The sequence below is a fragment of the Streptomyces sp. ERV7 genome (assembly GCF_001653515.1).
In the GTDB taxonomy this organism is placed as follows: domain Bacteria; phylum Actinomycetota; class Actinomycetes; order Streptomycetales; family Streptomycetaceae; genus Streptomyces.
Genome location: NZ_LYOY01000051.1, coordinates 1,399,710 through 1,424,442 on the forward strand (window position 1 = coordinate 1,399,710; position 24,733 = coordinate 1,424,442).

Below are 24,733 nucleotides of genomic sequence, written 5' to 3' on the forward strand. Positions count from 1 at the left end.
GCCGCGTCAGCCGACCGGCTCCGTCGCCGACCGTTCGCCGTCCTCGGTCACGGTCGGGTGGATGGTCTCGGCGGGCGGGTTGGCGGTGCGCCGCGCCCAGAGCCAGTACACGCCCGAGGTGACCACCAGCGCGACGATCCACGAGATGTCGGCGCCGTCGAGCTTCTTGGTGATCGCGCCGGTGTACAGCTTGGTGGCCAGGAACGGGATCTGTACGGCGACGCCCACGACGTAGCAGGTCAGCGCGGTGACGTTCCAGCGCCCGTAGCGGCCGTCCGGGTCGTACAGGGCCGGTATGTCGACGCGTTCGCGGGAGATCAGGTAGTAGTCGACCAGGTTGATCGCGCTCCACGGGGTGAACACGGTCAGGAGCAGGAGGACGAAGTTCTTGAAGTTGGTCAGGAAGTCGTCGCTGGCGGCGAGCGCGATGACCATGGACACCGTGATGAAGCCGACGATGTAGGCGGCGCGTACGGCGGCCGAGATGCCTGAGCGGCGGTCGAAGGCGGTGACGGTGGTCAGGATCGACATGAAACCGCCATACGCGTTCAGGCAGTTGACGGTCAGCTTGCCGACCACGATCACCAGGTAGATGAGGAACGCGAGGAACGCCGGGCCCGCCAGATCGCCGAGGAAGCCGACCTGGTCGGGCAGGAACGCCTTGCCCGCGACGGCCGCGGTGAGCGCGCCCAGCGTCATGGCCCACTGGGATCCGACGACGGAGCCGGCGAAGGTGGACCAGAACGTCGCGCGCGTGCTGGTGTCGCGGGGCAGATAGCGCGAGTAGTCGGCGACATACGGGCCGAAGGTCAGCTGCCAACCGGCCCCGAGGCCCACGGCGAGCAGGAAGGTCGCCGCCTCGAACCCCTTGTTGCCGACGTGCGCGCCGACGTCGTACTGCGTGAACAGCCGCACCAGCAGATAGCCGAGGCCGAGTGAGCCGACGACGGTCGCGATGCGGCCCGCGAGGTGGATGAGGCGGTAGCCGGTGACGGCGACCACGGCGGTCAGTGCTCCGAAGACGAGGATCCCGGCGTCGGTGCCGATGTGCAGCATCTCCGACACCGCCTGTCCGGCCAGCACACTGCCGGTCGCGGCGAAACCGAGATACATCAGGATCACCAACAGCAGTGGCAGGACCGCGCCGTAGACGCCGAACTGCGCGCGACTGGAGATCATCTGCGGTACGCCGAGCCGCGGCCCCTGCGCGGAGTGCAGCGCCATGACGACGCCGCCGAGTACGTTGCCGATCAGCAGCGCGGGTATCGCCCAGAGCGCGTCGGCACCGAAGACGACCGACAGGGCGCCGTCGACGATCGCGGTGATCTGCATGTTGGCGCCGAACCACAGCGTGAACTGGCTGCGCGGTGTGCCGTGCCGCTCGCCGTCCGGGACGGCCTCGATGGTCCGCCTCTCCATCGCGAGGCGGTCCCCGGGGGCGTGTTGTACGGGCATGTCGGTGACCTCTCCCCGCAGCTGTTCCGGCGTGTCGGGACGAACTCCGCCGTTGATCCAGCGTTGATCCAGGTGGTGCTGCGCCGAATCTGGCATGGGGATGAACAAACATCAAGATCTTGAATGGCAAATTTCATAGAGGGGGAGCGGCTTCGCCGTAACGCCCCTCCAGGGGCGGCCGGTTGATCAGGTTGCGTGGCGTCACCGGCCACCATTGACAATAGGCAAGTAAATGCCTGCATAATGAGCGTGCGAGCCGCTGGGCAGGTGTGTGTGCCAGTCGGCGGCCCGGCACGTCGGCGTTCGATGAACCCCGTCCGCAAGCGATCAGCGTCATCCGGAACAAGGCAGAGGAGTACGCCATGACTGGCGAAACCATGTCCGTGCCGAGCTACGTATACGTCACCTACATCCGCGCCGGTGCGGAGCAGGTGTGGGAGGCCCTGACGGACGCGGATCTGACGGCGCGCTACTGGGCGCACGCCAACGTTTCGGACTGGCGGCCGGGCTCCGCCTGGGAGCACCGGCGCGTCGACGGGTCGGACGTGGTCGACGTCGTCGGCCGGGTCATCGCGGCCGAGCCGCCCACGCGGTTGGTCGTCACCTTCGAGGACACTCCCGACGCCGCGGCGACGCGGGACCCGTCGGTCGTCACCTTCCTCGTTGAACCGCACAAGGACATCGTCCGGCTCACCGTCACCCACGAGAACCTCCCCAACGTGGAGATGCTCAACGGTATTTCGCACGGCTGGCCCGCCGTCCTGGCGAACCTCAAGTCCCTCCTCGAAACCGGTGAGGTCCTGCCGCAGGCGCCCTGGGAGATGTCCCGTCCGCAGGTGTGAGGGCGGCGGTGGCCACGACCTCTCCCGTACGCACTCCGTACACGTACGCAGAAAGAGAAGGTGCGCAACCATGGACACCACGACCCTGCGGGACGCCTACCGCACGTTGCTGGAGGCCGCTGCCGCGGTGGCCGAGGCGGAGGGAGCGGTGGCCGTTCCACCTGCCGGAGAGTGGAACGCCGACCAGATCCTGGCCCATGTCTCCCTGGTCGGCGCCGCCACCATCGCCGCCGTCTCGTCCGTCACGGCGGGGGTGCACACGACGTATGACAACCGTGTCGCGCTCGACCTCTGGACCATCGAGCGCACCATCGAGCGCGCCGGTGGCAACACCGGGCTGCGCCACCGTATCGGCCTCCAGGCGGACGCCCTGTGCGCGCTCGGCGGGCCGGTGCTGAGCGAAGCCGAACTCGACACACCGGTACCCGCCCTGCTCCTGTCGAACGACAAACTCCTGGTCGATCAGCCCCTGTCGCTCAGGGGCATCGTCGTCGGCCTCGCGGACGGCGAACTGCCCGGCCACACACGTCAGTTGGTCGCGCTGCTGCCGGAGGTGGGCGGGGTCCGTCGAGGGTGAGCGGTGCCCGGTAGCCCCTGTGCCGCAGGAGCGCGAGGAGTAGGGCCTGCCGGGCAGCGCCGTACGCGGTGGTGGCTCAGTCGCGGAGCCCGGAGTCGATGATGTGCTCGGCGAGCTCGCGGGACGCGGCGGCGGGCCGACTCCCGGGGCGGGTCGCACCGGCGGCGAGCAGTCCGTCGACGAGGAGGAGCAGCTGGTCGGCGGCGAACTCCGGCCGCGCGTGCCCGAGGGCGGCGAACTCGTCGGTGAAGAGGCCGTGGAGGACGCGCCGGTAGGCCCGGGTGACCTCGTGTCCGGGGTGCTCCGGGTCGGAGAGCGCGAGGTCGGCGGCGAGGTAGCGGCAGCCGTGGAAGTCGGGCTCGGACGCGATGCGGCCGAGCCGGTCGACCACCGCGAGGAGCCGGACCCGGGGCTCGTCACCCGCGTCGGCCATCGTCGCGCGGTACCGCTCCTCGTCCTCGGCGGTGCTGCGCCGCAGCATCTCCGCGATGAGGCCGTCCTTGCCGCCGAAGTGCTCGTACAGCGAACGCCGGGCGACGCCCGCCGCCTTGAGCAGTGCGTCCACGCCGACGCCGACGCCCTGGGTGTAGGTCAACTCCTGGGCGGCGAGCAGCAGTCGCTCACGGGGGCCGGGCTTGGCGGAGGTGGTCATGCCGTGATTGTGCCAGCCCTTGACTCGGTAGAACAACCGGTCTATCTATATATGTAGACCGATTGGTCTACTGCTTCCGGGGAGGATTCATGTCCGTACGCGGCACCGCCGACGTCATCGAGCTCTTCAACCGTGCGTTCACCGACCACGAGGCCGATCTCCTGCTCGACCTCATCGCCGAGGAGTGCGTCATGGAGAGCGTCCAGCCCGCGCCGCGCGGGGAGCGGGTCGTCGGGCGTGAAGCCTGTACGCAGTGGTGGACCGTGCTTGTCGAGGACCGAGGCTCGCAGTTCCTGCCGCAGGAGGTGATCGTGGCGGGCGAGCGCGCCACGATCCTGTGGAACTACCGCTTCGGGGACGGCCCCCACGACTGGGTGAGCGGCGTCAACGTCATGCGTGTGGTGGACGGCCGCATCGTCGAGGCCCTCGGCTTCAGCAAGACCGCGGGCGAGGTCCCGCTGGCTTCGGAATCCGACGCGGTGTGATGTCGGGGGTGGCGTCTTCTCCGGAGCCGCAACCTCGCGCCTGGTCGCACGTCGTACAGGGCAAGGGACGTTCCCCGCAGTCCCGTCAGTCTCCGTACGCGAAGCATCAGGAAAGGCGGCAATGTCAGCCAAATACCGGTCGCTGTATCGGTCGTTCCCGCACAAGATCGCCACCACGTCAGCCCTTCTGCTGGCTGCCACCATGGCCGCCCTGCTGTCGCCGGGCAGCGCCGCCCTCGCCGCGGAACCGGAGTCCATCAGCACGCATTCCGGTGCCACCACGCAACAGGAGCGCCGCCAGGTCGACGCCTACTGGACCCCGGCACGTATGAAGCTGGCGGGTGCCCTGGTCCCCGAGATCACCCCCGTACCCGAGGACGACAACACGCCCGACGATCCGCTTCCGCTGCCCGCCGACACCCCTGATTCCGGGGCCACTTGGAGGTACGGGGGCGCGGTGGGCACGAGTGTCGGGCGGCTCTTCTTCACCTTCGCCGACGGCTACGACGGCAGTTGCACCGCGACGGTCGTCCGCAGCGCGAACCGCAGCACCGTCATCACAGCGGCGCACTGTCTGAGGAGTGTCGGGGCTCCCGCCGCCGACGGCACCTGGAACCACAACCTCTATTTCGTGCCCGGCTATCGCAACGGAACGAAGCCGCTGGGCGGCTTCACCGTGAAGAGCGCGGCCACTTCCTCCCGCTGGAACACCGATCCGGGCGGGACGACATCGGCGGACATCGCCGTCGCCGGCTACGACACGGGAATCCTCGTCGCCAACCCCTCGGCCGAGGGGCGGAGGATCGCGGATGTCACGGGCAGCCAGAAGATCGCCTTCACCAAGCCCGTCCAGGGCGAGTTCATTCATGCCTTCGGGTATCCGAAGGCCCGCCTCAACGACCCCACGGCCAAACACGCCGGATCACGCATGATCCACTGCGCGGGGCCGGCCAGGCCCGGCCCCGAGGCGCCCCTTCTGTGGGGTGAGTCGTGCGACATGTCGAGCGGGGCGAGCGGCGGCCCCCACTTCGCCCGGTTCGACCCCCGAACCGGAACCGGAACCGTCGTCGGCGTCACCAGTACCACCGACGAACTCGCGGGCGGTCCCACACCCACGCTCTACGCCACCCGCCTGGGTGACAGCGCACGCCACCTCTACGACTGGGCGCAGACCCGACCGCTCTGAGGGGAAGCCAGGGCCTGTTCGGCCGGCCGGCACACATCCCCGGCCGAACAGGATCCGCACGTACCGTCCACCACCGCCCCACCCACACTTGCAAGTTGTTGAAAACTTGCCGACAAGCGACGACTTGATCCTATTCTTGCCGGAGATCGCAAGATCATCTGGCTTGTACGCGACGGTGTCCGGCACCATCCCTGCCGCCGCCGTCCGTCAACGAGGGGGTAGACCATGTTCGTCCCGAGGAAGCACCCGAGAAAACACCCGAGACGCGGCAGACGCGGAGCGGCTCTCGCCTTAGGTGTTCTCGCACTCGCATCGAGCGCCGTCCTGACGGCACCCGCGACCGCTCAGGCCGCCGACCCCTCCGGGGTCCTCATACCGGCGCCGGACGCCTACGCCGACCTCGCCGACACACTCCTCTCGACCAGCAACAACGGGGTGCTGCACCAGGAGGAGGGATCGGCGAGCTATCTGTGGACCAACACCTACAACCGCCAGACCGTCCCGGTGACCGCCCTGGACGGCGTACCCCGTGCAGCGATCTTCACGCAGCACGACGAGTACGACCGGGCGGCGTACGCCACCACGGTGGACGGCACCACCACCATCACTCTGGTCAACGTCGAGAAGAACACCAGGACGGACCTGACCCTGCCGCAGGGATACTCCCACCCTCGGATGTCCGGAGGCTTCGTCCTCGCCACCCGGGCGACGGAAGACGGCGGACACGATCTGCGCGTGCTGCGGCCCAGCGGCGCGAGCACACCGTACGACGTCGCGGTACGGCTGCCGGCGGGCGCCACCGCCGAGGCCGAACCGGTGCTGTACGGCGGCGAGTCCACCTCCCTGGTCATCCGCTACCGCGTCGGCTCGACCTACGGCTACGGCGTCCTCAACGGCATCTCCGGCGCCGTCAGCGCGCTGCCGGTCACGGGCGAGGCGAGCAGCTTCCGTATCACCCGCGATGTGATCACCTGGTTCACCCGCCAGGGCGGGCAGGGCGTGCGGGTGCTCTCGCGCACCACGCCCGGCGGCCCGCCGAAGGTCCTCGAACTGCCGCTGAAGTCCGCCGACAGCGAGGTCACCTCGTATGTCGTGGGCCGGAACGTGCTGTGGAGCGAGGGGGCCAAGGGCGCTCTGAACCTGACGCCGATCGACGGCGCGGAGTCTCCCCGGGTGCTCCTCACCGAGTTCGAACAGGGACTGGAGCGCTCCGACAGCATGCTCACCGCGCTCGGCAGGACCGCCGACGGCACCCGCGCCATCCACCTGTTCACCGTGGACGGCAGCGGACTCGTCTTCGACCTGCCGCTGCGTGTGCTGAAGCCGGCCAAGAAGGCGGACGGCTCGGTGCGGGCGCTCGGTCTGGACCGGGGAACCGTCCGGTTCGCCGACGCGCTGCCCGACGCGGTGCGCCTGTACGGAAAGGACGTCGGCACCGGCCTCGACCCGGCCGCCGGAGCGGATCTGCCGGTCTTCGACGCCGCCGCGCCGGGGCGGTTCGCGGACGGCGGCGACGAGGGCCTGGCCCGGCTGGTCGCGGACCCCGACACCGGCAACGACGTCCTGGTCACCGGGGACGACCCCGCCAAGCCCGGCCACCGTCTGCCGCTGCCCGCCGCGGGCGGCCGCATCGTGGACGTCTCCCCGCAGTACCTGCTCTACCGGGCGCCCGGCGCCGACGGCAGGAACTACGTCGTCGACACCGCCCACGACAAGATCGTCCAAGAGCAGGCCGCACCGGCCGCCACCCTGGACCACTCCACGCTCTGGACCGCGCAGCCGAACAGCTCCGGCACGCTGATCGCCACCGATCTGCGTACCGGCGAGCAGCGCGGTGCCATCGCCCTCCAGGCGGGCTGCGTTCCCGACGACCTGCAGACCAACGGCAAGCTCATCTACTGGAGTTGCACCAGCCAGGACCGGGCGGGGGTGTACGATGCGACGGCCGACGTCGCGTACCCGGCACTGGCCCATGACGTGCTGCTGGGCGACGGCTTCCTCGCCCAGCGTGCGGCGGGCGACACCGTGCGCCTCACCGGCCTGAACGAGGACGGCACCACCACGGACCTCGGCCTGGTCAGCGGCGTCAAGGACACCTCCGCGACCGACAGCCGCGGCGTGACCTGGACGGCCGACCGGCACGCGGGCAAGATCGCCTTCGTCGACAAGGACGACACCGTCCACGTCACCGCGGTGCAGCGGACCGTCTCGCCGCTGACCGTGGCCGACAGCTCGGTCCCGGCGGCCTTCCGGACCGGCGACGGCGCTGTCTGGCAGCCCCGGTGGTGGCTCTCCAAGCCCGCCGCCTCCTGGAAGCTGACCCTGCGCGGCCGGGACACCGGCACCGTCGTCCGCACCTGGACCGGCACCGCCACACGCGGCACCGTGCCCGTCTCCTGGGACGGCACGACCACGAACGGCACCGCGCCCACCGGCGGCTACACCTGGTCCCTGACGGCCGCCCCCGCGGACGGCCAGGGCCCGTCCCTGCGCGTGTCCGGAACGCTGGACATCGCCGGTTCGTAACGGCTTCCTGCGGTGCGGGGGCGGCGGGCGGAACGCTGCCCCGCCACCCTCGCACCGTCTCGTCGGCTGGTATCAGGCCGTGGAAGTCAGCTCCGGCACGCCCCTCGGGCTCCCGTCCGCGTCGATCGCCACGAACGTCAGCTGGGCCGTGGCGACCTCCGTCGTGGGGCCGGAGGCGTTCCAGCGTTCGGCCGTGACGTGGACGGCGACGTCCATCGAGGTGCGGCCGGCGCGTTCCAACTCGGCGTGCACCGTGAGCAGGTCGCCCGCGCGGACGGGGGACAGGAACGCCATGCGGTTCACCGAGACGGTGACGGCGGGGCCGTCCGCGTGGCGGCCCGCGGCGGCCGCGGCCGCGTCGTCGATCAGCTTCATGACGACGCCGCCGTGGATCGTGCCGTACAGATTGGTGTCGTGCTCGCTCATGATGTGCGCGAGGGTGACCCGGGAGTCGGCGGGTGCCTTGTGGGCGCGGCCGGTGGTCGTGCGGATGCCCATGGGGTGCACGGGACTCTCCTTCGCGAGTCGCGGTGGGGATCCCGGGCGGTTGGTCGCGAGGAACCGGAATTCGCCGAGAAGCGAAGGCGAAGGGTGCGGAGGATCGGCAGCGCCGGTGGCACGCGTGTCCGAGTGCGTGTCCGCCCGCTCCGCCGGCCCTCCCCTCGAAGGCCGCCGAGATCACCGTACGCACGGGTGGCGCACGGGCAGTGGCAGGTCTTCGGACTCGCGGGCCGCCCAGCGGCCCGCCCCCGCCTGGTCGAGGGGCGGGACCGCATGAAAGCCCGGCTCACCCTGGTGGGCGCACTACTCGCCGTCACCGCCTGCACCACCGGCCCCACCCTCGAAAACCAAGGCACCGTCACCGCACCCCCCGGCGACAGCAAACACCTCACCATCGGCACCGCCGGATTCACCGAGAGCGATCTCCTCGCCCAGATGTACGCCCTGCTCCTCAACCACGCCGGCTACCGCACCAAGATCCTCTCGGTCACCAACCGCGAGCTGTACGAACCCGCCCTGGAAGCCGGGCAGATCGACGTCGTGCCCGAGTACGCCGCCACCTTCGCCGACTGGCTCAACGCCAAGGCCAACGGGCCCGACGCACCGGCCGTCGGCTCGCCCGACCTCGCCACCACCATGAGTGCCCTGCGCACCCTCGCCGCCCCACGCGGCCTCACCGTCCTCGACCCCGGCAAGGCAGTCGACCAGAACGCCTTCGCCGTGACCGCCGCGTACGCCCGGGAGCACAAACTCAAGACGCTCAGCGATCTGGGTGCGGCGAAGCTGCCCGTACGGCTCGCCGCGGGGGACGAGTGCGTGCAGCGGCCCTACTGTGAACCGGGGTTGAAGAAGACGTACGGCATCGACATCACGGCCGTCGACCCCAAGGGCGTAGGCACCACCCAGTCCAAACAGGCCGTGCAGAACGGGCAGGACCAGATGGTCCTCACCACGACGACGGACGCGACCCTGGACGCCTTCGGGCTGGTGCTCCTCGCCGACGACCGCCATCTCCAGAACGCCGACTACATCGTGCCCGTCGTCAACCGGTCGCGGGCGGGGAGCGAGGGCGTCACGCGCGCGCTGGGCGCGCTCAACACCGTACTGACGACCGCGGACCTGGCGAGTCTCAACCAGCAGGTGGACAGCTGGCGGCGGCTGCCGAAGGACGTGGCCAAAGACTACTTGGTGTCGAAGGGCCTGTTGCGGCCCTGAATGCGGTCGCGCAGCCGGTCCTTGCCGCGCCGGTGCAGCCGCCGCTGGACACGCCCGGTCGCGCGGTCCGGTGGCGCCGTGTCCTCCAGGTCGTCGGCGCCTTCCTGTACACACACGTGGACGTGCATGTCGTGCCAGCCGTCCGCGTGCAACTGGGCGCTGCGGCGTGTGCTCTCCGGAGTGAAACCCGACTTCAGGGCGACCTGGCAGGCCGCGTGGTTCGCCATCGGGTGGGCGATCTCGATCCGGTGCAGCCCCACCGTGTCCAGCGCCCACGAGGCCAGCGCGGCGACCGCCGCGGGCGCCACTCCCTGACCGCGGACCGAGGGCAGGATCCAGTACCGACACTCGGAGCGGCCCACCGCCAGGTCCAGGCAGCACAGCGCGACCCACCCGACCAGCGCGCCGTCCGAGGCGCGCGCCACCGCCCAGTGCGCGTCCGTTTCCGCACGCCAGCCCTGGCGCCAGCGCGCGATCCACCCCCGGGTCTCGATCTCGCAGTCCGCGCGCCGCCGCGTCCAGTGCTGGATCGCCGGATCCTGGTACGCCTGGTAAACGAACGGGGCGTCGTCGAGTTCCCAGGGCCGCAGGAACAGACCGGCGGATACCGCGAGGGACGGTTGGTCGGACCGGCCGAGGCGGCCTGCCGGGACAACGGCAGGGACCAGCTGGGGCATGGGCCCATCATGGCAGCGGAGCGCCGCCGGAGGGGGCCGCTCCAGCCGGACCGCCCCGCCGATTTTTCACGTCCACATTCACGCCAGTAAGGGACTTGAGGAATTCACCCCCGGGTCGACCCCGGGGCGGTCCCGGTCCTACCCCGACAATGGGGTCGAGGAAGCAAGCGCATGAACGGGCGAGAGGGACACGAGGGTATGGATCACGACGAGCTCCACAGCCGGTTCGCCACACTGACCACCGCGCACCTGGCGGACGCCTGCCTCCGCGCGCGCGTGCCCGTGCGGTGCGCGCCGTCCGTACTGCGCCCCGTGGTCGACGGCGGACGCGTGGCCGGACGGGTGGCGCCGGCGCGACACGTCGGCAGTGTCGACATCTTCCTGGAGGCGTACGAGGAGGCCGCGCCCGGCGACGTCCTGGTCGTCGACAACGGCGGACGGCTCGACGAGGCCTGCGTCGGGGACCTCGCCGTCCTGGAGGCGAAGGACGCCGGTCTCTCCGGCGTGGTCATCTGGGGCCTGCACCGCGACACGGCCGACATCCGGGCGATCGGGCTGCCCGTCTTCAGCATGGGCGCGACCCCGGCCGGGCCGCAGCGGCTGGACGGCCGCCCCAAGGACGCCCTGGAGACGGCCGCGGTGGGGGAGTGGACCGTGAGCCGCGAGGACGTGGTGCTCGGGGACGACGACGGGGTGCTCTTCGTCCCCGCCGACCGGGTGGCCGAACTCCTCACCGTCGCGGAGACGATCCGGGACACCGAGCGCCGCCAGGCGGACCGCATCCGCGAGGGCAACTCCCTGCGCGAGCAGGTGCAGTTCGCCCGCTACCTCGACGGGCGCCGCGGCAACCCCGCGCTCACGTTCCGTGAGCATCTGCGCGCTGTGGGTGGGGCCATCGAGGAATAGGATGGCGCTGTACGCGCATGTGTACGGCACGCCTCGCCGCACACCTCCAGAACCTGTGACTCCTCGGCGGAAGGGGCCGGTGCCACCATGACCACGCTGCTGATCGGCGCGCACGAACCGCTGGCCGTCGACGTGGCGGCGGCGATCCGTGCCGGGGACCTCCCGGGCCTCCAGAGGCTCCTCGCCGCACACCCCGGACTCGCGGCGGCGCGCCTCGGCGACGAGCTGGTGAACCGCACCCTGCTGCACGTGGCCACGGACTGGCCCGGCCACTTCCCGAACGGTCCCGCGGTCGTGGCCGCGCTCGTCGCGGCGGGTGCGGACGTGGGGGCGCGGTTCACCGGCCCGCACGCCGAGACCCCGCTCCACTGGGCCGCCAGCTGCGACGACGTCGCCGTCCTGGACGTGCTGCTCGACCTGGGCGCCGACATCGAGGTCGACGGCTCGGTCATCGCGGGCGGCACCGCGATCGCGGACGCGGTCGCCTTCGGCCAGTGGCGGGCCGCCCGCCGACTGCTCGAACGCGGTGCCCGTACGACACTGTGGCAGGCGGCCGGCCTCGGCGAACTCGACCGGGTCGCCGCCTACTTCGCCCCCGGCGCCCCGCCGCCTCCCGCCATCGAGACCACCGAGGCGCTGTGGTGCGCCTGCCACGGAGGCCGGCAGCCGACGGCCGCGTATCTGCGCGACCGGGGCGGCGACATCGACTGGGTCGGCTACGACGAGCTGACCCCGCTGGACGCGGCCGTCCGCGCGGGCCACGGCGAAGTGGTCGGGTGGCTGCGGGAGTTGGGGGCGAGGTCGGCGAAGGAGCGGGCGTGAGCGGTCCCGCGCGCCCGCGCGGGCACCTGCCCCGGCCCCGTTCACCAGTGTGTGATCAGCCACGGGACCGCGGTGGCGACCAGGATGATGGCGCACAGCCGTACGGTCATTCCGGTGCTGGTGATGGCCAGCCGGACCGTGCGCCACATCTCTCTGCTGTACGTCTCCATGCCGGGCATCCGAGGCCCCTCCCGTGATGTGTCCTGAGCCGAGCGACGCCGTCCGGTGGACGGCGTGCGCCTCAGTGTCGAAGGAAAGCGGTGGGAGGAATCGGAAAGTGACGGAAAGTGACGGAACTTTGCTCTGCCTGCCAAGACGGCGCGAAGCCTGACATAATTCCGGTCCGATCGACGCCCTGCAGCGATTCCGTCCTGGGGAGGCGCCCTTGCCCGGAAGCGAGTTACCCGGACCGGACGTGCTGCCGCACGGCCCGCAGCGGACGCTGACCGTAGAGCTGCACGGGCTGCACCAGGCCGCCGGGCTGCCGCCGGCCCGACTGGTGGAGGCCTGGGTGCGGGGCGACCCCAAGTGCACCGAGACCGTCAGCCACACCACGTTCCGCACGATGCTCCGTGGCGCCACGCTGGTGGGCTGGATCAAGTGGGCCGGCGTCGTCCGCGTACTGGCGGCCCACGCCGTCCCGTCGGCGGATTCCGACGCGCAGATCGAGCGGTTCCACTCGCTGTGGCTCGGCGCGGCGGCGCCGACCGAGGCTCCCGAGTTCATGCGCGCGCCGGAACTCGCGCCCGCGCCCCCTTCGGAGCACACGTACCAGCCAGTGGCCCGGCAGCTCTGTATGCCCGTCTATATCGTGGTGGACGCGCCGGGACCGTCCGGAAGGCGGGAGGCGCAGTTCGACCATGTGCTGGGCGCGCTCCTGGACCAACTGGCCTTCGCACCGCGCATCTCGGAGCTGGCCCACGTCTGTGTCGTGGCGTTCTCCCGCGAGCCCTATGTCGTGGTCGAACTGACCGATCTCAACGACCTGATCCGGATGCCGAAGGTGACCTGCCTCGGCGCCGTCGACTACGCGGCCTCCTTCGCGCTGCTGCGCGAGCGGATGACCGCGGACATCGCCGTCCTCGGCGAACAGGGATGGGCCGTCCGCAGACCGCTGGTGCTGCTCCTGAGCAACGGCGGCCCCGCACAGGGGGACAACGGCTGGCACGCGGAGTTCAGACGGCTCATCGACCCCGCGCATCGGGCGCGTCCGCACATCATGGGCTACGGGTTCACTCCTGAGGCGTACGAGTTCGTGAAGCGGACCGCCACGTTCGCGGCGTTCCGGGCCGATCTGAACGAACCGGTGCCGGTGCCGGGCGAGGAACTGGTCAGGGCGGTGGGGTCGATGCTGAATTCCATGGTCTCCTCGGCCGTGGCCCGGCGGATGACGCTGTCCATCCCGGACGCCCCCGCGAAGTCCATCTCTACGGAGGACCTGGATTGAACGACCCCGGCGTGGTCCCCCAGCCCGTCCGCGGGACGGCGTCCGCCGCACACTCGCCGCAGGGAGCCTCCGGCCGTGGCGGGGTCTTCGAGGTGCCCGGGCGCGCCGACGTGGTGCTGAAGATCTTCCGTACGCCCGCGCCACACGAGCGCGCGGAGCGGCTGCGCACCCTGGTGGCGCTCCCGGACACGATGGACGCGGCCGACCGCGCCGTGCTGAGAGACGGCAGCTGCTGGCCGTTGGCGGCGGCGACCGAGGGCGACGCGGTGGTGGGATGCCTGCTGCCCAGGGCGCCCGAGAAGTTCGTCTTCGCCCGTACCGCGCCCTCGGGCCGGCCCCAGCACGGCTATCTGGAGATCGACTGGCTGGCCAACGCGAACGAGGTGCTGGAACGCCGTGGCATCCCGCCCCAGAGCCTGCGCGACCGTGCCGCCGTATGCCTGAGCGTCACCAGGGTCGCCGCCGTCCTCGAAAAGCACGACCTGGTGTACTCGGACTGGTCGTACTCGAACGCGTTCTGGTGCGTGGCTGACCACACCGCGTACGTCATCGACGTCGACGGATGCACTCTCCGCGTCGGCCCGAACGTACAGCAGCCGGGCTGGGAGGATCCGCTCACGCCCAGCACGTCGGACGCCGACACCTATGTCGACCGGTACCGCCTGGCCCTGCTGACCGCCCGCTGCCTCACCGGCCGACGCAAGTTCGACCACGTCGTGGCCGAGTTCCAGAGTGGTGGCGGCCTGGACGAGCTGCCGGGCCTGCGGGACGCCCTGCTGCGCATGCTGCTGGCACCCGAGCGGAAGCAGCGGCCCCCAGTGAGCGAACTGCTGGGGGAACTGGAGGGTGTGGTGGGGGAGTAGGGCCGCCCGAGGCGGGATGAGTGCCGCCCGATCCAGCACGCCCTCCCCGTTGTCAGTGGCCCGTGCGAAGGTGGTCCACATGGGAACGACACAGAGACGTACGGCACCTGACGGGCGGCCCATTCCGCCGCCGCACGCGGACGAACGGGCCATGCTGGAGGGCTGGCTGGACTTCCAGCGGGCCACGCTCGCGCTGAAGTGCGCGGGTCTGGACGACCGCCAGGTGCGGGTGGCCTCGGTCGAGCCGTCCGCCATGACGCTGCTCGGCCTCGTCCAGCACATGGCGGAGATCGAACGGAACTGGTTCCAGCGGGTGTTCGCCGCCCAGGACATACCGTTCCTGTTCGGCAAGGAGGGCGACGCCGGGTTCACGCTCGACCCGGACCGGGGGATCGACGAGGCGCTGGCCCTGTGGCGCGCGGAGATCGCCAGGGGCCGCGAGCTGATGGCCGACGCGTCCCTCGACGACTCCGGCACGCTCTCCGAGGAGAACGCGGCGGTCCTGGGCGACCCGGGCGTCTCCCTGCGGTGGATCCTGATCCACATGATCGAGGAGTACGCCCGGCACAACGGGCACGCGGATCTGCTCCGCGAGCGCGTCGACGGGGTGAAGGGGGTGTAGCGGGCCCTACGGCTCGCCGCGAGTCTCGACCGCGTACAGTCGGCCGCTCGCATCGGCGACGTACACGACGCCGCCGTACGTGAGCGGGGGCGGCTGGATCCCGAGAGTGGTGGAGACCCCCCACCGCTCGGCCCCGGTGTCGGCGGACAGGGCGTACAGGTGGCCGTCCGCGCTGCCGACGTACACCGTGCCGTTGGCCACGATGGGTGGTGACTGCGTCAGCATGTGCCTGGCGGACTTCCAGCGGATCTCGCCCGTCGCCGCGTCGATGCCGCACAGCACGCCCGCGTCGGTGCTGACGCAGACCAAGCCGTCGGCCACGGCCGGCGAGGTGGTGATGCCTCCGCCCGTGGGGGTGCGCCATCTGAGCTGTCCGGTCAGGGCGTCGATCGCGTACAGGTGCCCATCGCCGCTGCCGACGTACAGGACCCAGCCGGACAGGGCGGACCGGGACGAGACCGGGGTCGTGACCGCGGTGCGCCATTTCCGCTTCCCGGTCGTCGCGTTGACGCCGTACACCGCACGGTCGGTGGCGGTCCACACCAGCCCGCCCGCCGCCGCCAGCCAGCGGAAGTGCGCTATCCGGGGGCAGAACGTCCATATCTTGTCGCCCGTAGCGAGGTTCAGGGCGACCACGCTGTTCGCATAGGCGAGGTAGACCGCCCCTCCGTCCGTCGCAAGGACCAGGCTCGCCCTCGAACGCGCCCTGAACTGCCAGCGTTCGCCGCCGGTGTGGGCATCGAGCATGTGGAGGCACGGGCTCGCGACGACGGCCACGGCTCCCTCGGTCACGGCCAGCACCGTGCGCACGGGGCTCCCGGCCTCGAACCGCCAGCGACTCCGCCCGGTGGCCGTCTCCACCGCGTGCACCCGCCCGTAGCTGTTGCCGACGTAGACGAGCCGGTTGATGACCGCGAGGGCGGCGTGCACGGCTGCCTCGGTGGGGAAGGTCCACTTGATCGTGGCCGTCGGGCGGTTCGGTGACCGCAGCGCCACGGGTGCCGAGGAGCCCGCTTCGGAGGCCGTGGGCCCCGAACCGCCCGTGCCGAGCAGGGGGCCGAATCGCGCGGCCGCCGCAGTCGACACAGCGCGGCTGTCATCGTCCAGCAAGCGCCGCATCTCCGCCGCGATCTGCTCCCGTACGGACGCGTTGCCGACCTGGTGGCGGTGGGCGAGGCCTTCGATCGCGCCCAGCCGGTCCGCGGCGACCGGACTGGCGAGCGCGTGCCGAAGGTGTTCGGGCAGCCGCCAGTTGACGTTGCGGGCGATGACGATACGGCCCTCGACGTCCTCCTGCTTCTTCGGGCGCTGCTGCGGCATCTCCTCGACGACCTTGTCGTGGACGTACGCGTACAGCTCGTCCAGGGTGATGTCCCCGTCGCCGTCGAGATCCGCGCTGCCGTCGCGCAGACCGGTCACGAGATGGCGGGTGAACACCGACTGCGGGGCCAGACCGTGCACCTGGTCGCCCTCGAAGGAGTACTGGGTGGCGTCGGAGGCGGTCAGGACACTGCGGCCCCGGCCCCGGAAGCGTTCCAGGGTGTGCATGTCGGCGTCGCCCTTGGCGAGGCGGCCGGCCGGGAAGGCGCCGCTGTAGCAGCAGTCGAGGATCAGCACCTGCTGCCGGGATACGCAGCCGGTCATGGCCCGGTCGATCTGCTCGGCGGGCAGCGAGGTGAACGCCAGGTTGTCGCGGCGGGTGTTGCTCATCGCCAGATGCAGCCGGCCCTCGTCGTCCTTGAGGCCGTGCCCGGTGAAGTACAGCAGCGTCAGATCGTCGCGCCGCCGGTCGCGGAACAGGTCGCCGATGGCCTCACCGGCCCGGTAGTGGGGCTCGTTGATCAGCGTGGTGACCTCGAACCCCGCGATGTCCGGGTCCCGCAGCACGCCCGCGAGGGCCTCGGCGTCGTGGGCGGGCGCGGTGAGTCCGCGCAGACCCGCGTCCTGGTACTCGTACGTCGCGACCAGAAGGGCCAGCCGTCGGCCCACCGCTACTCGCCCGCCTTGTGGCGGCGTACGAAGCCGTCGATCAACTCCCGCCGCTCTTCGGCGGTCGCGTGCTCCAGCTCGATCGTGTCGCCGTCGATCGTCACCGAGATGCGGTGCCGGGCCGACTGCCGGCCGAGCCAGTCCCGCAGGGTGTCGATGAGCACGGTGAACACCCCGCCGGACGCGCTCAGGGCCACCACGATGGCCCCGACCGTGACCGGGTCGCCGCCCTTGGCACCCGCCGGGAGCTCCGAGGCGGGCACCGGACGCAGTACGTCGACGTCCAACTCGCGCAATTCCGCGCGCAGTCGGCGCATCAGCCGGTCGGTGTCCTCCGCGTCCGACTCCTCGTCAGGTGTCAGTGACAGCAGTACTTCCCTCACGCGTCCCCGCTCCCAACCCGCAGCCCACACATCTCTGTGGTCCCGCACGGACAGTACAGCCCATTACATCAGGCGTACGCGCGGCTGGTTTCAACTTGACTGTCCCGGCAACCCGGTGGGCATGTCCAGACGCTATGGCGGAAACCCGGCCGCGACGATCATCCTTATCGTCGCGGACATCACCGCGGTGATCCTGATCCTGTGGATCGCCTTCTTCCTCTTGGACGCCAATACCGCGAACGACCTGGTGTCGTGGGTCCACCACGCGGCGAACTGGCTCTCGGGCTGGTCGCGCGACATGTTCAACGTCGAGTCGGACGACTGGCGCACGATCCTCAACTACGGCCTGCCCGCCGTGGTCTACCTGATGATCGGCCACGCGGTGGCGGGGCGGGTCAACCGGTCGTAGCACGGCCGTCCCGGCCGGGCGGCTCGGCCGCCGGGCCTCACCTCAGCGGTCGCCGCCGACCGCGCCGCGACCAGCGCATGCCGAAGAAGACGACGTCGGCGACCAGGACGATGACGCCGATGGCCAGCAGATAGCCCAGGCCGTCCGCGACCGCGCCGATCAGTCCCAGGACGACGGCCACGAGGATGAGGAACAGGAACAGCGCCATGGGGTGGCCAACTCCTTCTTCCGTGGAGATCGGGCTTCTGTGGAGGCCGGGCGGCCAGCGGGATCACCGGCGTGCCAGCCGGCGCTCGCCGGTCGCGCCCTGTCGGTACTCCATGTCGTAGTGCAGGAAGATCGCCTCTTCCTGCTCGGCGGGCAGCACGTCGTCCGTCCCGATGGACGGGGCCTGCCGCACCAGTCCTCGGGGATAGGGCACCTGGACGTAGTTCGGGCCCAGGACCGCCTCGTCGAGCGGGACGAAGACCAGGCGGCGACGGGTCGGCAGGCCGGTCAGGACCGTGGCCATGGCGGGCTCGTCGGTGCGCGTGTCCACGTACACCGCTTCGAGCACCCCGATCCTGCTCCCTTTCGGGTCGATCACGGCCTGGTTGCGCCACTCACGGACATCGGCTGGGGTGATCATGGTCGTTCCCTCCGGTCGGGACCCGTGTCGGCGCTCTCCGCCCTCCAGCCTGCCCCCGATCGCGTACGCCCGCCACGGCCGCCACGCCCACCGGCCCCCGAGATCACCCCAGCCGCGTCAGCTTCGCCCAGAAGGACGGCTTGTGGAGAGGCCTCTGAAGGGCGAGCGGGACCTTCGGGGCGTCGGGGCCGGTGCCGACCGTCAGCACGGCCACCACCGCCCCGGCTCCGGCCGAGTGGGGTACGGGCTTGCCCGCCTCGGTGACCCGCAGGGGCAGGCGCTGGCCCGGTACGCCGATCGGCTTCAGGTCCTGGGTGGCCACCAGCGGCGTACGGCCGCCGAGGCCGTCGTCCACGTACCCGGCCACCTGGCCCTTCTTCACGGCGACGGCCGAGGTCAGAGCGTCACGGACCGCCGCGACGACCTTCTTGCTGTTCTCCTTCACCAGCGTGAGGCTGTTGCCGCCATTGGGGTCCGGGCCGTCCACGCGCTGGTCCAGCAGCGTGCCGAGGAGCAGCGGCGTCCGGTCGTCGACCGTCTTGTACGCGGCCCACATCAGCGCACCGCCCGCCGCCGTGTTGGACCCCGTCTTGATGCCCTTGATGCTCAGCCCGGCCAGCAGCAGGTCGTCGTTGTTGTTGTTGATCGGCTGGGGCAGACCCTTGATCGTGGCGTTGGGCAGCGCCACGATCGGGCGGAAGGCGTCGAAGCGCATGACCGCCTCGGCCAGCCTGAGCTGGTCGACGGCGGTGCTCACGGTCCCCGCGTCCAGACCGCTCGGGTCGGTGTACGTGGTGTCCTTCATGCCGAGCGCCCTGGCGGCCTCGTTCATCTTCGCCACGAACGCGGACTCGTCAGCTGTTCCCGTGTCCCAACGCGCCAGCAGGCGGGCGATGTTGTTGCCCGAGGGGATCATCAGCATCTTCAGCATGTCCTGCTGGCTGAAGCTCGCCCCGGCCGTCAGCCCCTCGATCCGCGACTCGTCCTTGGACTGTCCTTCCCGTACGGCCTTCTCGTCGACCCCGATCGTCGGCCCCGCCTCGTCCTTCTTGAGCGGATGCCCCTTGAGGATCACGTACGCCGTCATCACCTTGGCGACACTCGCCGTCGGCACCGGCCGCTGCTCCCCGAACGTGCCGAGGCTCCCCGAGCCCTGGACCTGGACGGCTCCCTGGCCCTTCGCCGGCCACGGAAGGGTGAAGCGCCCGTCGAAGGTGTACGAGGACGTGTCCGCGCCCAGCTTCAGGGACGGGGCCGGCAGGGGGCGGACCGCCTGCACGATCACGAAGACGAGGGCCAGGAGCAGGAGGACCGGCACCCAGATCTTGAAGCGGCGCGTGAGGGTACGGGTCCGGGTCTCCGGCGGTTTCGGGGTGTTGGTCAGCTCCGCGAGCAGTTCCAGGGGCGGGAGGGGAGCCGGTGCGGGCACGGCGGCGGGCGGTTCGGCGTCGGGGGTCGACGGGACCGGTTCGGGCTCCTCGGGCGTGCGCGGGGCGCCGGACGCGGGGCCGGGCGTCACCGGGCGCGGTGGCTTGAGGGCCGGCACGTCGACCGGCTTGAGCGCCACGAACTCGCTCGTGCGCTCGGAGGCCGACTCGTGGGCCACCTCGGAGGTGCCCGGGCCGCCCGGGCCGCCCGAACCGCCTGGCTCGGCGGCGCCCGCCTCGATACCGCTCGTCCCGGCCCCGCTCGCCTCCTCCGCGACCTCCACGACCTCCGCGTCCGTCTTCGGCTTGTTGCCCTCGTCGGGGGACTCGCCCGCCACCGCTCTCTCCTCGTCCGATCCGATGAACCGTCTGAACCGCCGTCGCACCACCGCCACCCAGGGGTGGCGCTACTTCTTCAGCACTGCCCGCATGACCGCCTTCGCTATCGGTGCCCCCAGCCGTCCGCCCGCGATGGCGTCACGCGAGATGTCCATGTCCTCGGGGTCGACGAGCACCGCCACCGCGACCGGCGAGGTGCCGTCGCTCTGCTTGGCGTACGCCACGAACCAGGCGTACGGGCGCTCGTCGCGCACGTTGGCGCCGTGCTGCGCGGTGCCGGGCTTGCCGCCGACCGTGACGCCGTCGATCCGCACCTTGCTGCCCGAGCCGTCGGTGACCGTGAACTCCATCATTTCCTGGACCTTCTTCGCGGTGGCCCCGGAGACGGCCTGGCTCAGCACCTCGGGCCGGGACTTCGCGAGCGGTGCCAGATCGGGGCCGCGCAGCTCCTCGACCAGGTACGGCTTCATCACCTTGCCGTCGTTGGCGAGCCCGGCCGTGACCATGGCCATCTGCAACGGGGTGCTGGTGACGCTGCCCTGGCCCATACCGGTCAGCGCGGTCTGCGGCTTGTCCAGCTTCTCGGGGTAGCCGCTCGCCACCGCGCGTACGGGCGTGAACTGCTCCTTGTTGAAGCCGAACTTCTCGGCCGTCTCGCGCATGTGGTCCTTGCCGGTCTTCAGCGCGGCGTCGAGGAACACGTTGTTGCAGGACCACTGGAGGCCGGTCTTCATCGAGACCTTGTCGCACTGGGAGTCGGGGACGACGTTGCCGATCACCGTCGTGCTGAGCGGCAGCCGGTACGGGGCACGGGCGCCGGAGGGCGCGTTGATGTCGGTGACCGTGCCGTGCTCAAGGGCGGCCGCCGCCGTGAGGATCTTGAAGGTGGAGCCGGGCGGATAGGTCTCGCGTATCGCCCGGTTGCTCAGCGGCTTGCTCTTGTCCTGGTCGAGCTTCTTGAACACCTCGCCCTCCTTGCGCGAGATGCCCGCGAAGACCGAGGGGTCGTACGAGGGCGTGCTCGCCATCGCGAGGATCCGGCCCGTACGCGGGTCGAGCGCGACCACCGCGCCCTTCGCGTTCAGGTCCGTCAGCCCCTTGTACGCGGCCTTCTGCGCCTTGGGGTCGATGGTGGTGATGACGTCGCCGCCGCGCGCCTTCACGCCGGTCAGCGTGTCGAGGGGGCCCGCGAGCAGTCTGCTGTCCTTGCCGCTGAGCACGTCGCCGTGGACGCCCTCCAGGAACGTGGCGCCCTGCGCCTGGGAGAGATAGCCCGTGACGGGCGCGTACATCGGGCCGTCCTTGTAGACGCGCTTGTACTTGAGGTCCGAGCCGGAGGTTGCCACCGAGGCGGTGATCGGTGAGCCGCCCACGATGATGTTGCCGCGCGGCTGGGAGAACGTCTCGATCTGCACCCGGCGGTTGTTGGGGTGGTGGGCGAGCGTGTCGCTCTGCGCGAACTGCACCCAGGTCGCCCGTATGAGCAGGGCGAGCGTGAGCACCCCGCAGAAGACGGCGGTACGTCGCAGGGGCCGGTTCATCACACTCCGGTTGAGGCCGTGGGCGGGTGCCGGCCGTGGGCCGGCGGCTGACATGGCACGAGGAGAGCAGCAGTCTGTGCTGTATGTCCAAGTTCACTATCAGTCCTTGATCGATAAAATTGCGATATCGTCGCTGGTCGTGGACTTGATCCGGCATCTGGAATGCTTTGCGGCTGTTGCAGAAGAGTCACATTTCGGTCGGGCCGCGGAGCGGCTCGGCATGGCTCAGCCGCCGCTGTCGCAGCGCATCCAGCGCCTGGAGCGCGAGCTCGGCGTGCGGCTCTTCGAGCGCACCAGCCGCCAGGTGACCATCACCAAGGCCGGGACCCTGCTCCTGGAGGAGGCCCGGGAGCTGCTCGCCCGCTCCGAGGCGCTGATGGCCACCGCGCGCCGTATCCGCGACGGCGAGAGCGGGCTGCTGCGCGCCGCGCTGCCGCCGGACATCTCGGGTGAGGCCGTCGCCGCGATCCTGGCGCACTTCCAGGAGCGGCACGCGGGCGTGGAGCTGGAACTGCGCGAGCTGACCACCAGCCAGCAGCTGGCCCAGTTCGCCTCGCACGACCTGGACGCCGGGCTCATCCACCACCCCTGCGACGTCTCCGGCCTCGAACTGGGCCCGGTGCTCCGCCGGGAAGTGGGCGTCCTGCTGCCGCGCGACGCCCCGGAGGCCGCGCTGGAGGCGGTCCCGCTGGCCGCGCTCTCCCCGTACGGCCTGATCCTCTTCCACCGCGCCGCCGCGCCCGCGCTCCACGACGACGTCCTGACCACCTGTGCGCGCAACGGCTACACGCCCCCGGCGGTACGGCACGGCCAGGGCGCCAGCTTCATCCGCGGGCTGATCCTCTCGGCCAACGCCGTCGCCTTCAGCCCCAGGGACGCCCACCCGGCCCACACCGCCGGCCGGGACCCGGAGCTCGTCTGGCGGCCGCTCGCCGGTGCGCCGCTGTCGTGGCGGCTGTCGGTGGCGTGGCCGCGCGGGCGTGGCGACACGGCGGTGAGCACGTTCGCCGAGGCGGCCACGCGCGCGTTGCGCCAGACTTCGGCCGTGAGCACCGAACTGCCCCCGCGCCCGCTCCATCTGCGCCCGGCCGCGGAGTACTGGCTGTGACCACCGCCCTCGCCCGCATCCGCGAGGCCTTCGACGAGGCCGGTGTCACCGGTTGGCTGCACGCCCTCGACATCGACTCCGGCGCCGAGACCGGCGTGGGCGGTGACCACGCCGTGGTCACCGCGAGCGTGCACAAGCTCTGTGTGCTCGTCGCGCTCCACGAAGAGGCGGCGGCGGGGCGGGTGGACCTCACCGAGCAGATCGAAGTGCCCCTGGAGGAACGGGAGTTGGGGCCAACCGGCGTCGCCGCGATGCTCGATCCCGTACGGATGTCGCTGCGTGACGCGGCCTATCTGATGATGGCCGTCAGCGACAACACGGCCGCCGAACTGCTCCTCGCCCGCGTCGGCCTCGACGCCGTCAACGCCACCACGGCCCGGCTCGGCCTCACCCACACCTACGCCGTCCACACCTTCCGCGAACTCCTCGCCACCATCAAGGAGGACGCGGGTCCCGGCGGCGCCCAGGCGCTCGCCGACCCGTACGTCATCGCCCGGCTCCGCGCACTCGACCCCGCCCGCACCAACCGCAGCACGCCCCGCGACATGACCCGGCTGCTCGCCGCCGTGTGGCGGGACGAGGCCTGCGCGCCCGAGCACGGCGCCGCGATCCGCCGGCTGCTGGGGCTCCAGGTGTGGCCCCACCGGATGGCCTCCGGCTTCCCCTTCGACGACGTCCACGTCGCGGGCAAGACGGGCAGCCTGCCGACCCTGCGCAACGAGGTCGGCGTCATCGAGTACCCCGACGGCGGTCGCTACGCCGTCGCGGTCTTCACCCGCGCCGCCGCCACCGCCGCCACCCTGCCCCCGGCCGACGCGGTCATCGGCACGACGGCCCGCATCGCGGTCGAGGCGCTGCGCGCCGGGTAGCCACGGTGACGCCCCTCCCTACGCGTCCGCCACCGAATCGAACTCCACCTCGTCCCGCCCCACCCCCTGCGCATCCGCGTCCACCGACCTGCGCAGTGCCTCGTGGAGCTTCGCCGGGGTCAGGACGCCCGCGAAGTGGGAGCCGTCCAGGACCGCCACCCAGCCCGCGTCGTACTGGAGCATCTCGCTGAACGCCTGCTTCAGCGGCGCCCCCACCGGAACCCAGGCCTCCATACGGCGGGCCAGATCCGCCACCGTGGCCGGGGTGCCCGACAGCGAGAGCTCTTCGGTGGAGACCCAGCCGTGCAGCTCGCCCGAGGTGTTGAGGACCACCGCCCAGCGCGCCCCGGCCTCGCGCAGCCGCGCGGCGGCCACCTCGGCCACCTCGTCGAGCCGGGCGAGCGGCGGCTGCTCCAGGTCGGCCTCCTCGACCGTGGTGACCGACAGACGCTTCAGACCCCGGTCCGCGCCCACGAACTGGGCCACATACGGGGTCGCCGGGGCGCCCAGAACCGCCGCCGGAGTGTCGAACTGCTCGATGCGGCCCTCTCCGTACACCGCCATCCGGTCACCCATCCGCACCGCCTCCTCGATGTCGTGCGTGACCAGCAGAACGGTCTTGCGCACGGTCGCCTGGAGGCTCAGGAACTCGTTCTGGAGCCGCTCGCGCACCACCGGGTCCACCGCGCCGAACGGCTCGTCCATCAGCAGCACCGGCGGATCCGCCGCCAGCGCCCGCGCGACCCCGACGCGCTGGCGCTGGCCGCCGGAGAGCTGGGCCGGGTAGCGGGAGCCGAAGACCTTCGGGTCGAGGCCCACCAGATCCAGGAGCTCCGCCGCCCGCGCCCGCGCCTTGGCCCTCTTCCAGCCGACCAGCGCCGGGACGGTCGCCGTGTTGTCCAGGACCGTGCGGTGCGGGAACAGGCCCACCTGCTGGATGACATAGCCGATCCGGCGGCGCAGTTTCACGGGGTCGAGCGAGGCGATGTCCTCGCCGTCCACCAGGATCCGGCCGGACGTCGGCTCGATCAGGCGGTTCACCATCATCATGGTCGTGGTCTTGCCGCAGCCCGAAGGACCCACCAAGGTGACCAGTTCCCCCTCGTGGACCTCGAAGGACAGGCCGTCGACGGCGCTCGTGCCGTCCGGATACACCTTGCTGACCCGCTCGAACCTGATCATGGATCCACGCTAGGAGCCCCGCTGCCCGTACGCACACGGACCGCCGCCGGGGGAGTGCGCTCCCGGCCGTCCGGATGGCGGC

Annotated in this window: 26 protein-coding genes; 14 read left to right on the forward strand and 12 right to left on the reverse strand. The window is 71.0% G+C overall.

Features of this window, described 5'->3' with window-relative positions:
* Positions 1-6: 6 nt before the first annotated feature.
* Positions 7-1,455 (reverse strand): purine-cytosine permease family protein, encoded by a 1,449-nt coding sequence (locus A8W25_RS29155; RefSeq protein WP_067166955.1) that lies wholly within the window; start codon positions 1,453-1,455, stop codon positions 7-9.
* A 362-nt stretch (positions 1,456-1,817) separates the two neighbouring features.
* On the opposite strand from A8W25_RS29155, the gene A8W25_RS29160 reads away from it, so the two are divergent.
* Together A8W25_RS29160 and A8W25_RS29165 are read left to right on the forward strand one after the other, a co-directional pair.
* Positions 1,818-2,297 (forward strand): SRPBCC family protein, encoded by a 480-nt coding sequence (locus A8W25_RS29160; RefSeq protein ID WP_079126466.1) that lies wholly within the window; start codon positions 1,818-1,820, stop codon positions 2,295-2,297.
* Positions 2,298-2,367: 70 nt separating this feature from the next.
* The gene (locus tag A8W25_RS29165) at positions 2,368-2,874 is read left to right on the forward strand and encodes a hypothetical protein (protein ID WP_067166957.1); all 507 of its coding nucleotides are present in this window, start codon (positions 2,368-2,370) and stop codon (positions 2,872-2,874) included.
* Positions 2,875-2,950: 76 nt separating this feature from the next.
* Here A8W25_RS29165 and A8W25_RS29170 read toward each other — a convergent pair whose 3' ends face one another.
* Positions 2,951-3,526, reverse strand: a complete 576-nt coding sequence (locus A8W25_RS29170; RefSeq protein ID WP_067167373.1) for a TetR/AcrR family transcriptional regulator — start codon at positions 3,524-3,526, stop codon at positions 2,951-2,953.
* Between the two features lie 89 nt (positions 3,527-3,615).
* On the opposite strand from A8W25_RS29170, the gene A8W25_RS29175 reads away from it, so the two are divergent.
* From A8W25_RS29175 to A8W25_RS29185, 3 genes are all read left to right on the forward strand, one after another.
* Entirely contained in the window at positions 3,616-4,011 is a 396-nt protein-coding gene (locus A8W25_RS29175) for a nuclear transport factor 2 family protein (RefSeq protein ID WP_067166959.1), read from the forward strand.
* A gap of 121 nt (positions 4,012-4,132) precedes the next feature.
* Positions 4,133-5,197, forward strand: coding sequence for a trypsin-like serine peptidase (locus A8W25_RS29180; RefSeq protein WP_079126467.1), 1,065 nt, complete (start codon positions 4,133-4,135; stop codon positions 5,195-5,197).
* A gap of 225 nt (positions 5,198-5,422) precedes the next feature.
* Complete coding sequence (locus A8W25_RS29185; protein WP_067166961.1) at positions 5,423-7,723, forward strand: FlgD immunoglobulin-like domain containing protein; 2,301 nt, start codon at positions 5,423-5,425, stop codon at positions 7,721-7,723.
* Between the two features lie 72 nt (positions 7,724-7,795).
* Here the strand turns inward: A8W25_RS29185 and A8W25_RS29190 are convergent, their stop codons facing one another.
* A complete protein-coding gene (locus tag A8W25_RS29190; RefSeq protein ID WP_067154218.1) occupies positions 7,796-8,221 on the reverse strand; it encodes an acyl-CoA thioesterase in 426 nt (141 codons plus the stop codon).
* Positions 8,222-8,497: 276 nt separating this feature from the next.
* Between A8W25_RS29190 and A8W25_RS29195 the strand changes: the two genes are divergently transcribed.
* A complete protein-coding gene (locus tag A8W25_RS29195; RefSeq protein ID WP_067167377.1) occupies positions 8,498-9,439 on the forward strand; it encodes an ABC transporter substrate-binding protein in 942 nt (313 codons plus the stop codon).
* On the opposite strand, the gene A8W25_RS29200 is transcribed toward A8W25_RS29195, so the two are convergent.
* On the reverse strand, positions 9,406-10,116 hold the full coding sequence (locus A8W25_RS29200) for a GNAT family N-acetyltransferase (protein WP_067166963.1): 711 nt from the start codon (positions 10,114-10,116) through the stop codon (positions 9,406-9,408). The two genes, A8W25_RS29195 and A8W25_RS29200, sit on opposite strands and share 34 nt — an antisense overlap.
* A 198-nt stretch (positions 10,117-10,314) precedes the next feature.
* Between A8W25_RS29200 and A8W25_RS29205 the strand changes: the two genes are divergently transcribed.
* Both A8W25_RS29205 and A8W25_RS29210 read left to right on the forward strand, forming a co-directional pair.
* Positions 10,315-11,022, forward strand: a complete 708-nt coding sequence (locus A8W25_RS29205) for an RraA family protein (RefSeq protein ID WP_067166965.1) — start codon at positions 10,315-10,317, stop codon at positions 11,020-11,022.
* Between the two features lie 87 nt (positions 11,023-11,109).
* Complete coding sequence (locus tag A8W25_RS29210) at positions 11,110-11,844, forward strand: ankyrin repeat domain-containing protein (RefSeq protein ID WP_067166967.1); 735 nt, start codon at positions 11,110-11,112, stop codon at positions 11,842-11,844.
* 41 nt (positions 11,845-11,885) lie between these two features.
* On the opposite strand, the gene A8W25_RS35495 is transcribed toward A8W25_RS29210, so the two are convergent.
* The gene (locus A8W25_RS35495; protein WP_267890397.1) at positions 11,886-12,014 is read right to left on the reverse strand and encodes a hypothetical protein; all 129 of its coding nucleotides are present in this window, start codon (positions 12,012-12,014) and stop codon (positions 11,886-11,888) included.
* 215 nt (positions 12,015-12,229) lie between these two features.
* Between A8W25_RS35495 and A8W25_RS29215 the strand changes: the two genes are divergently transcribed.
* The 3 genes from A8W25_RS29215 (at position 12,230) to A8W25_RS29225 (ending at position 14,776) form a co-directional block, all read left to right on the forward strand.
* Positions 12,230-13,291, forward strand: a complete 1,062-nt coding sequence (locus tag A8W25_RS29215) for a vWA domain-containing protein (protein WP_158942768.1) — start codon at positions 12,230-12,232, stop codon at positions 13,289-13,291.
* Positions 13,288-14,154 (forward strand): hypothetical protein, encoded by an 867-nt coding sequence (locus A8W25_RS29220; protein WP_067166972.1) that lies wholly within the window; start codon positions 13,288-13,290, stop codon positions 14,152-14,154. The genes A8W25_RS29215 and A8W25_RS29220 overlap by 4 nt, the downstream gene beginning before the upstream one ends.
* A gap of 79 nt (positions 14,155-14,233) precedes the next feature.
* Complete coding sequence (locus tag A8W25_RS29225) at positions 14,234-14,776, forward strand: DinB family protein (protein ID WP_107470813.1); 543 nt, start codon at positions 14,234-14,236, stop codon at positions 14,774-14,776.
* 6 nt (positions 14,777-14,782) lie between these two features.
* Here A8W25_RS29225 and A8W25_RS29230 read toward each other — a convergent pair whose 3' ends face one another.
* Both A8W25_RS29230 and A8W25_RS29235 read right to left on the reverse strand, forming a co-directional pair.
* Positions 14,783-16,765: a caspase, EACC1-associated type gene (locus A8W25_RS29230; RefSeq protein WP_067166977.1), complete on the reverse strand. Its 1,983-nt coding sequence runs from the start codon at positions 16,763-16,765 to the stop codon at positions 14,783-14,785.
* A 2-nt stretch (positions 16,766-16,767) separates the two neighbouring features.
* Positions 16,768-17,148, reverse strand: coding sequence for an effector-associated constant component EACC1 (locus A8W25_RS29235; RefSeq protein ID WP_067166979.1), 381 nt, complete (start codon positions 17,146-17,148; stop codon positions 16,768-16,770).
* Between the two features lie 121 nt (positions 17,149-17,269).
* On the opposite strand from A8W25_RS29235, the gene A8W25_RS29240 reads away from it, so the two are divergent.
* Positions 17,270-17,557 (forward strand): hypothetical protein, encoded by a 288-nt coding sequence (locus A8W25_RS29240; protein WP_067166982.1) that lies wholly within the window; start codon positions 17,270-17,272, stop codon positions 17,555-17,557.
* 37 nt (positions 17,558-17,594) lie between these two features.
* Here the strand turns inward: A8W25_RS29240 and A8W25_RS34585 are convergent, their stop codons facing one another.
* The 4 genes from A8W25_RS34585 to A8W25_RS29255 all read right to left on the reverse strand — a co-directional run bounded on the left by A8W25_RS34585 (position 17,595) and on the right by A8W25_RS29255 (position 21,492).
* A complete protein-coding gene (locus A8W25_RS34585) occupies positions 17,595-17,765 on the reverse strand; it encodes a hypothetical protein (protein ID WP_199831855.1) in 171 nt (56 codons plus the stop codon).
* Between the two features lie 63 nt (positions 17,766-17,828).
* Positions 17,829-18,185, reverse strand: coding sequence for a PRC-barrel domain-containing protein (locus A8W25_RS29245; RefSeq protein WP_067166984.1), 357 nt, complete (start codon positions 18,183-18,185; stop codon positions 17,829-17,831).
* Positions 18,186-18,288: 103 nt separating this feature from the next.
* Positions 18,289-19,950: a D-alanyl-D-alanine carboxypeptidase family protein gene (locus A8W25_RS29250; protein ID WP_234386609.1), complete on the reverse strand. Its 1,662-nt coding sequence runs from the start codon at positions 19,948-19,950 to the stop codon at positions 18,289-18,291.
* A gap of 69 nt (positions 19,951-20,019) precedes the next feature.
* On the reverse strand, positions 20,020-21,492 hold the full coding sequence (locus tag A8W25_RS29255; protein ID WP_067166986.1) for a peptidoglycan D,D-transpeptidase FtsI family protein: 1,473 nt from the start codon (positions 21,490-21,492) through the stop codon (positions 20,020-20,022).
* 139 nt (positions 21,493-21,631) lie between these two features.
* On the opposite strand from A8W25_RS29255, the gene A8W25_RS29260 reads away from it, so the two are divergent.
* Together A8W25_RS29260 and A8W25_RS29265 are read left to right on the forward strand one after the other, a co-directional pair.
* A complete protein-coding gene (locus A8W25_RS29260; protein WP_107470814.1) occupies positions 21,632-22,600 on the forward strand; it encodes a LysR family transcriptional regulator in 969 nt (322 codons plus the stop codon).
* Entirely contained in the window at positions 22,597-23,469 is an 873-nt protein-coding gene (locus tag A8W25_RS29265) for a serine hydrolase (RefSeq protein WP_107470815.1), read from the forward strand. The genes A8W25_RS29260 and A8W25_RS29265 overlap by 4 nt, the downstream gene beginning before the upstream one ends.
* Positions 23,470-23,487: 18 nt before the next feature.
* On the opposite strand, the gene A8W25_RS29270 is transcribed toward A8W25_RS29265, so the two are convergent.
* Positions 23,488-24,651 carry an ABC transporter ATP-binding protein gene (locus tag A8W25_RS29270; protein WP_067166992.1) on the reverse strand — a complete coding sequence of 388 codons (1,164 nt, stop codon included), beginning with the start codon at positions 24,649-24,651 and terminating at the stop codon, positions 23,488-23,490.
* Positions 24,652-24,733 lie beyond the last annotated feature (82 nt).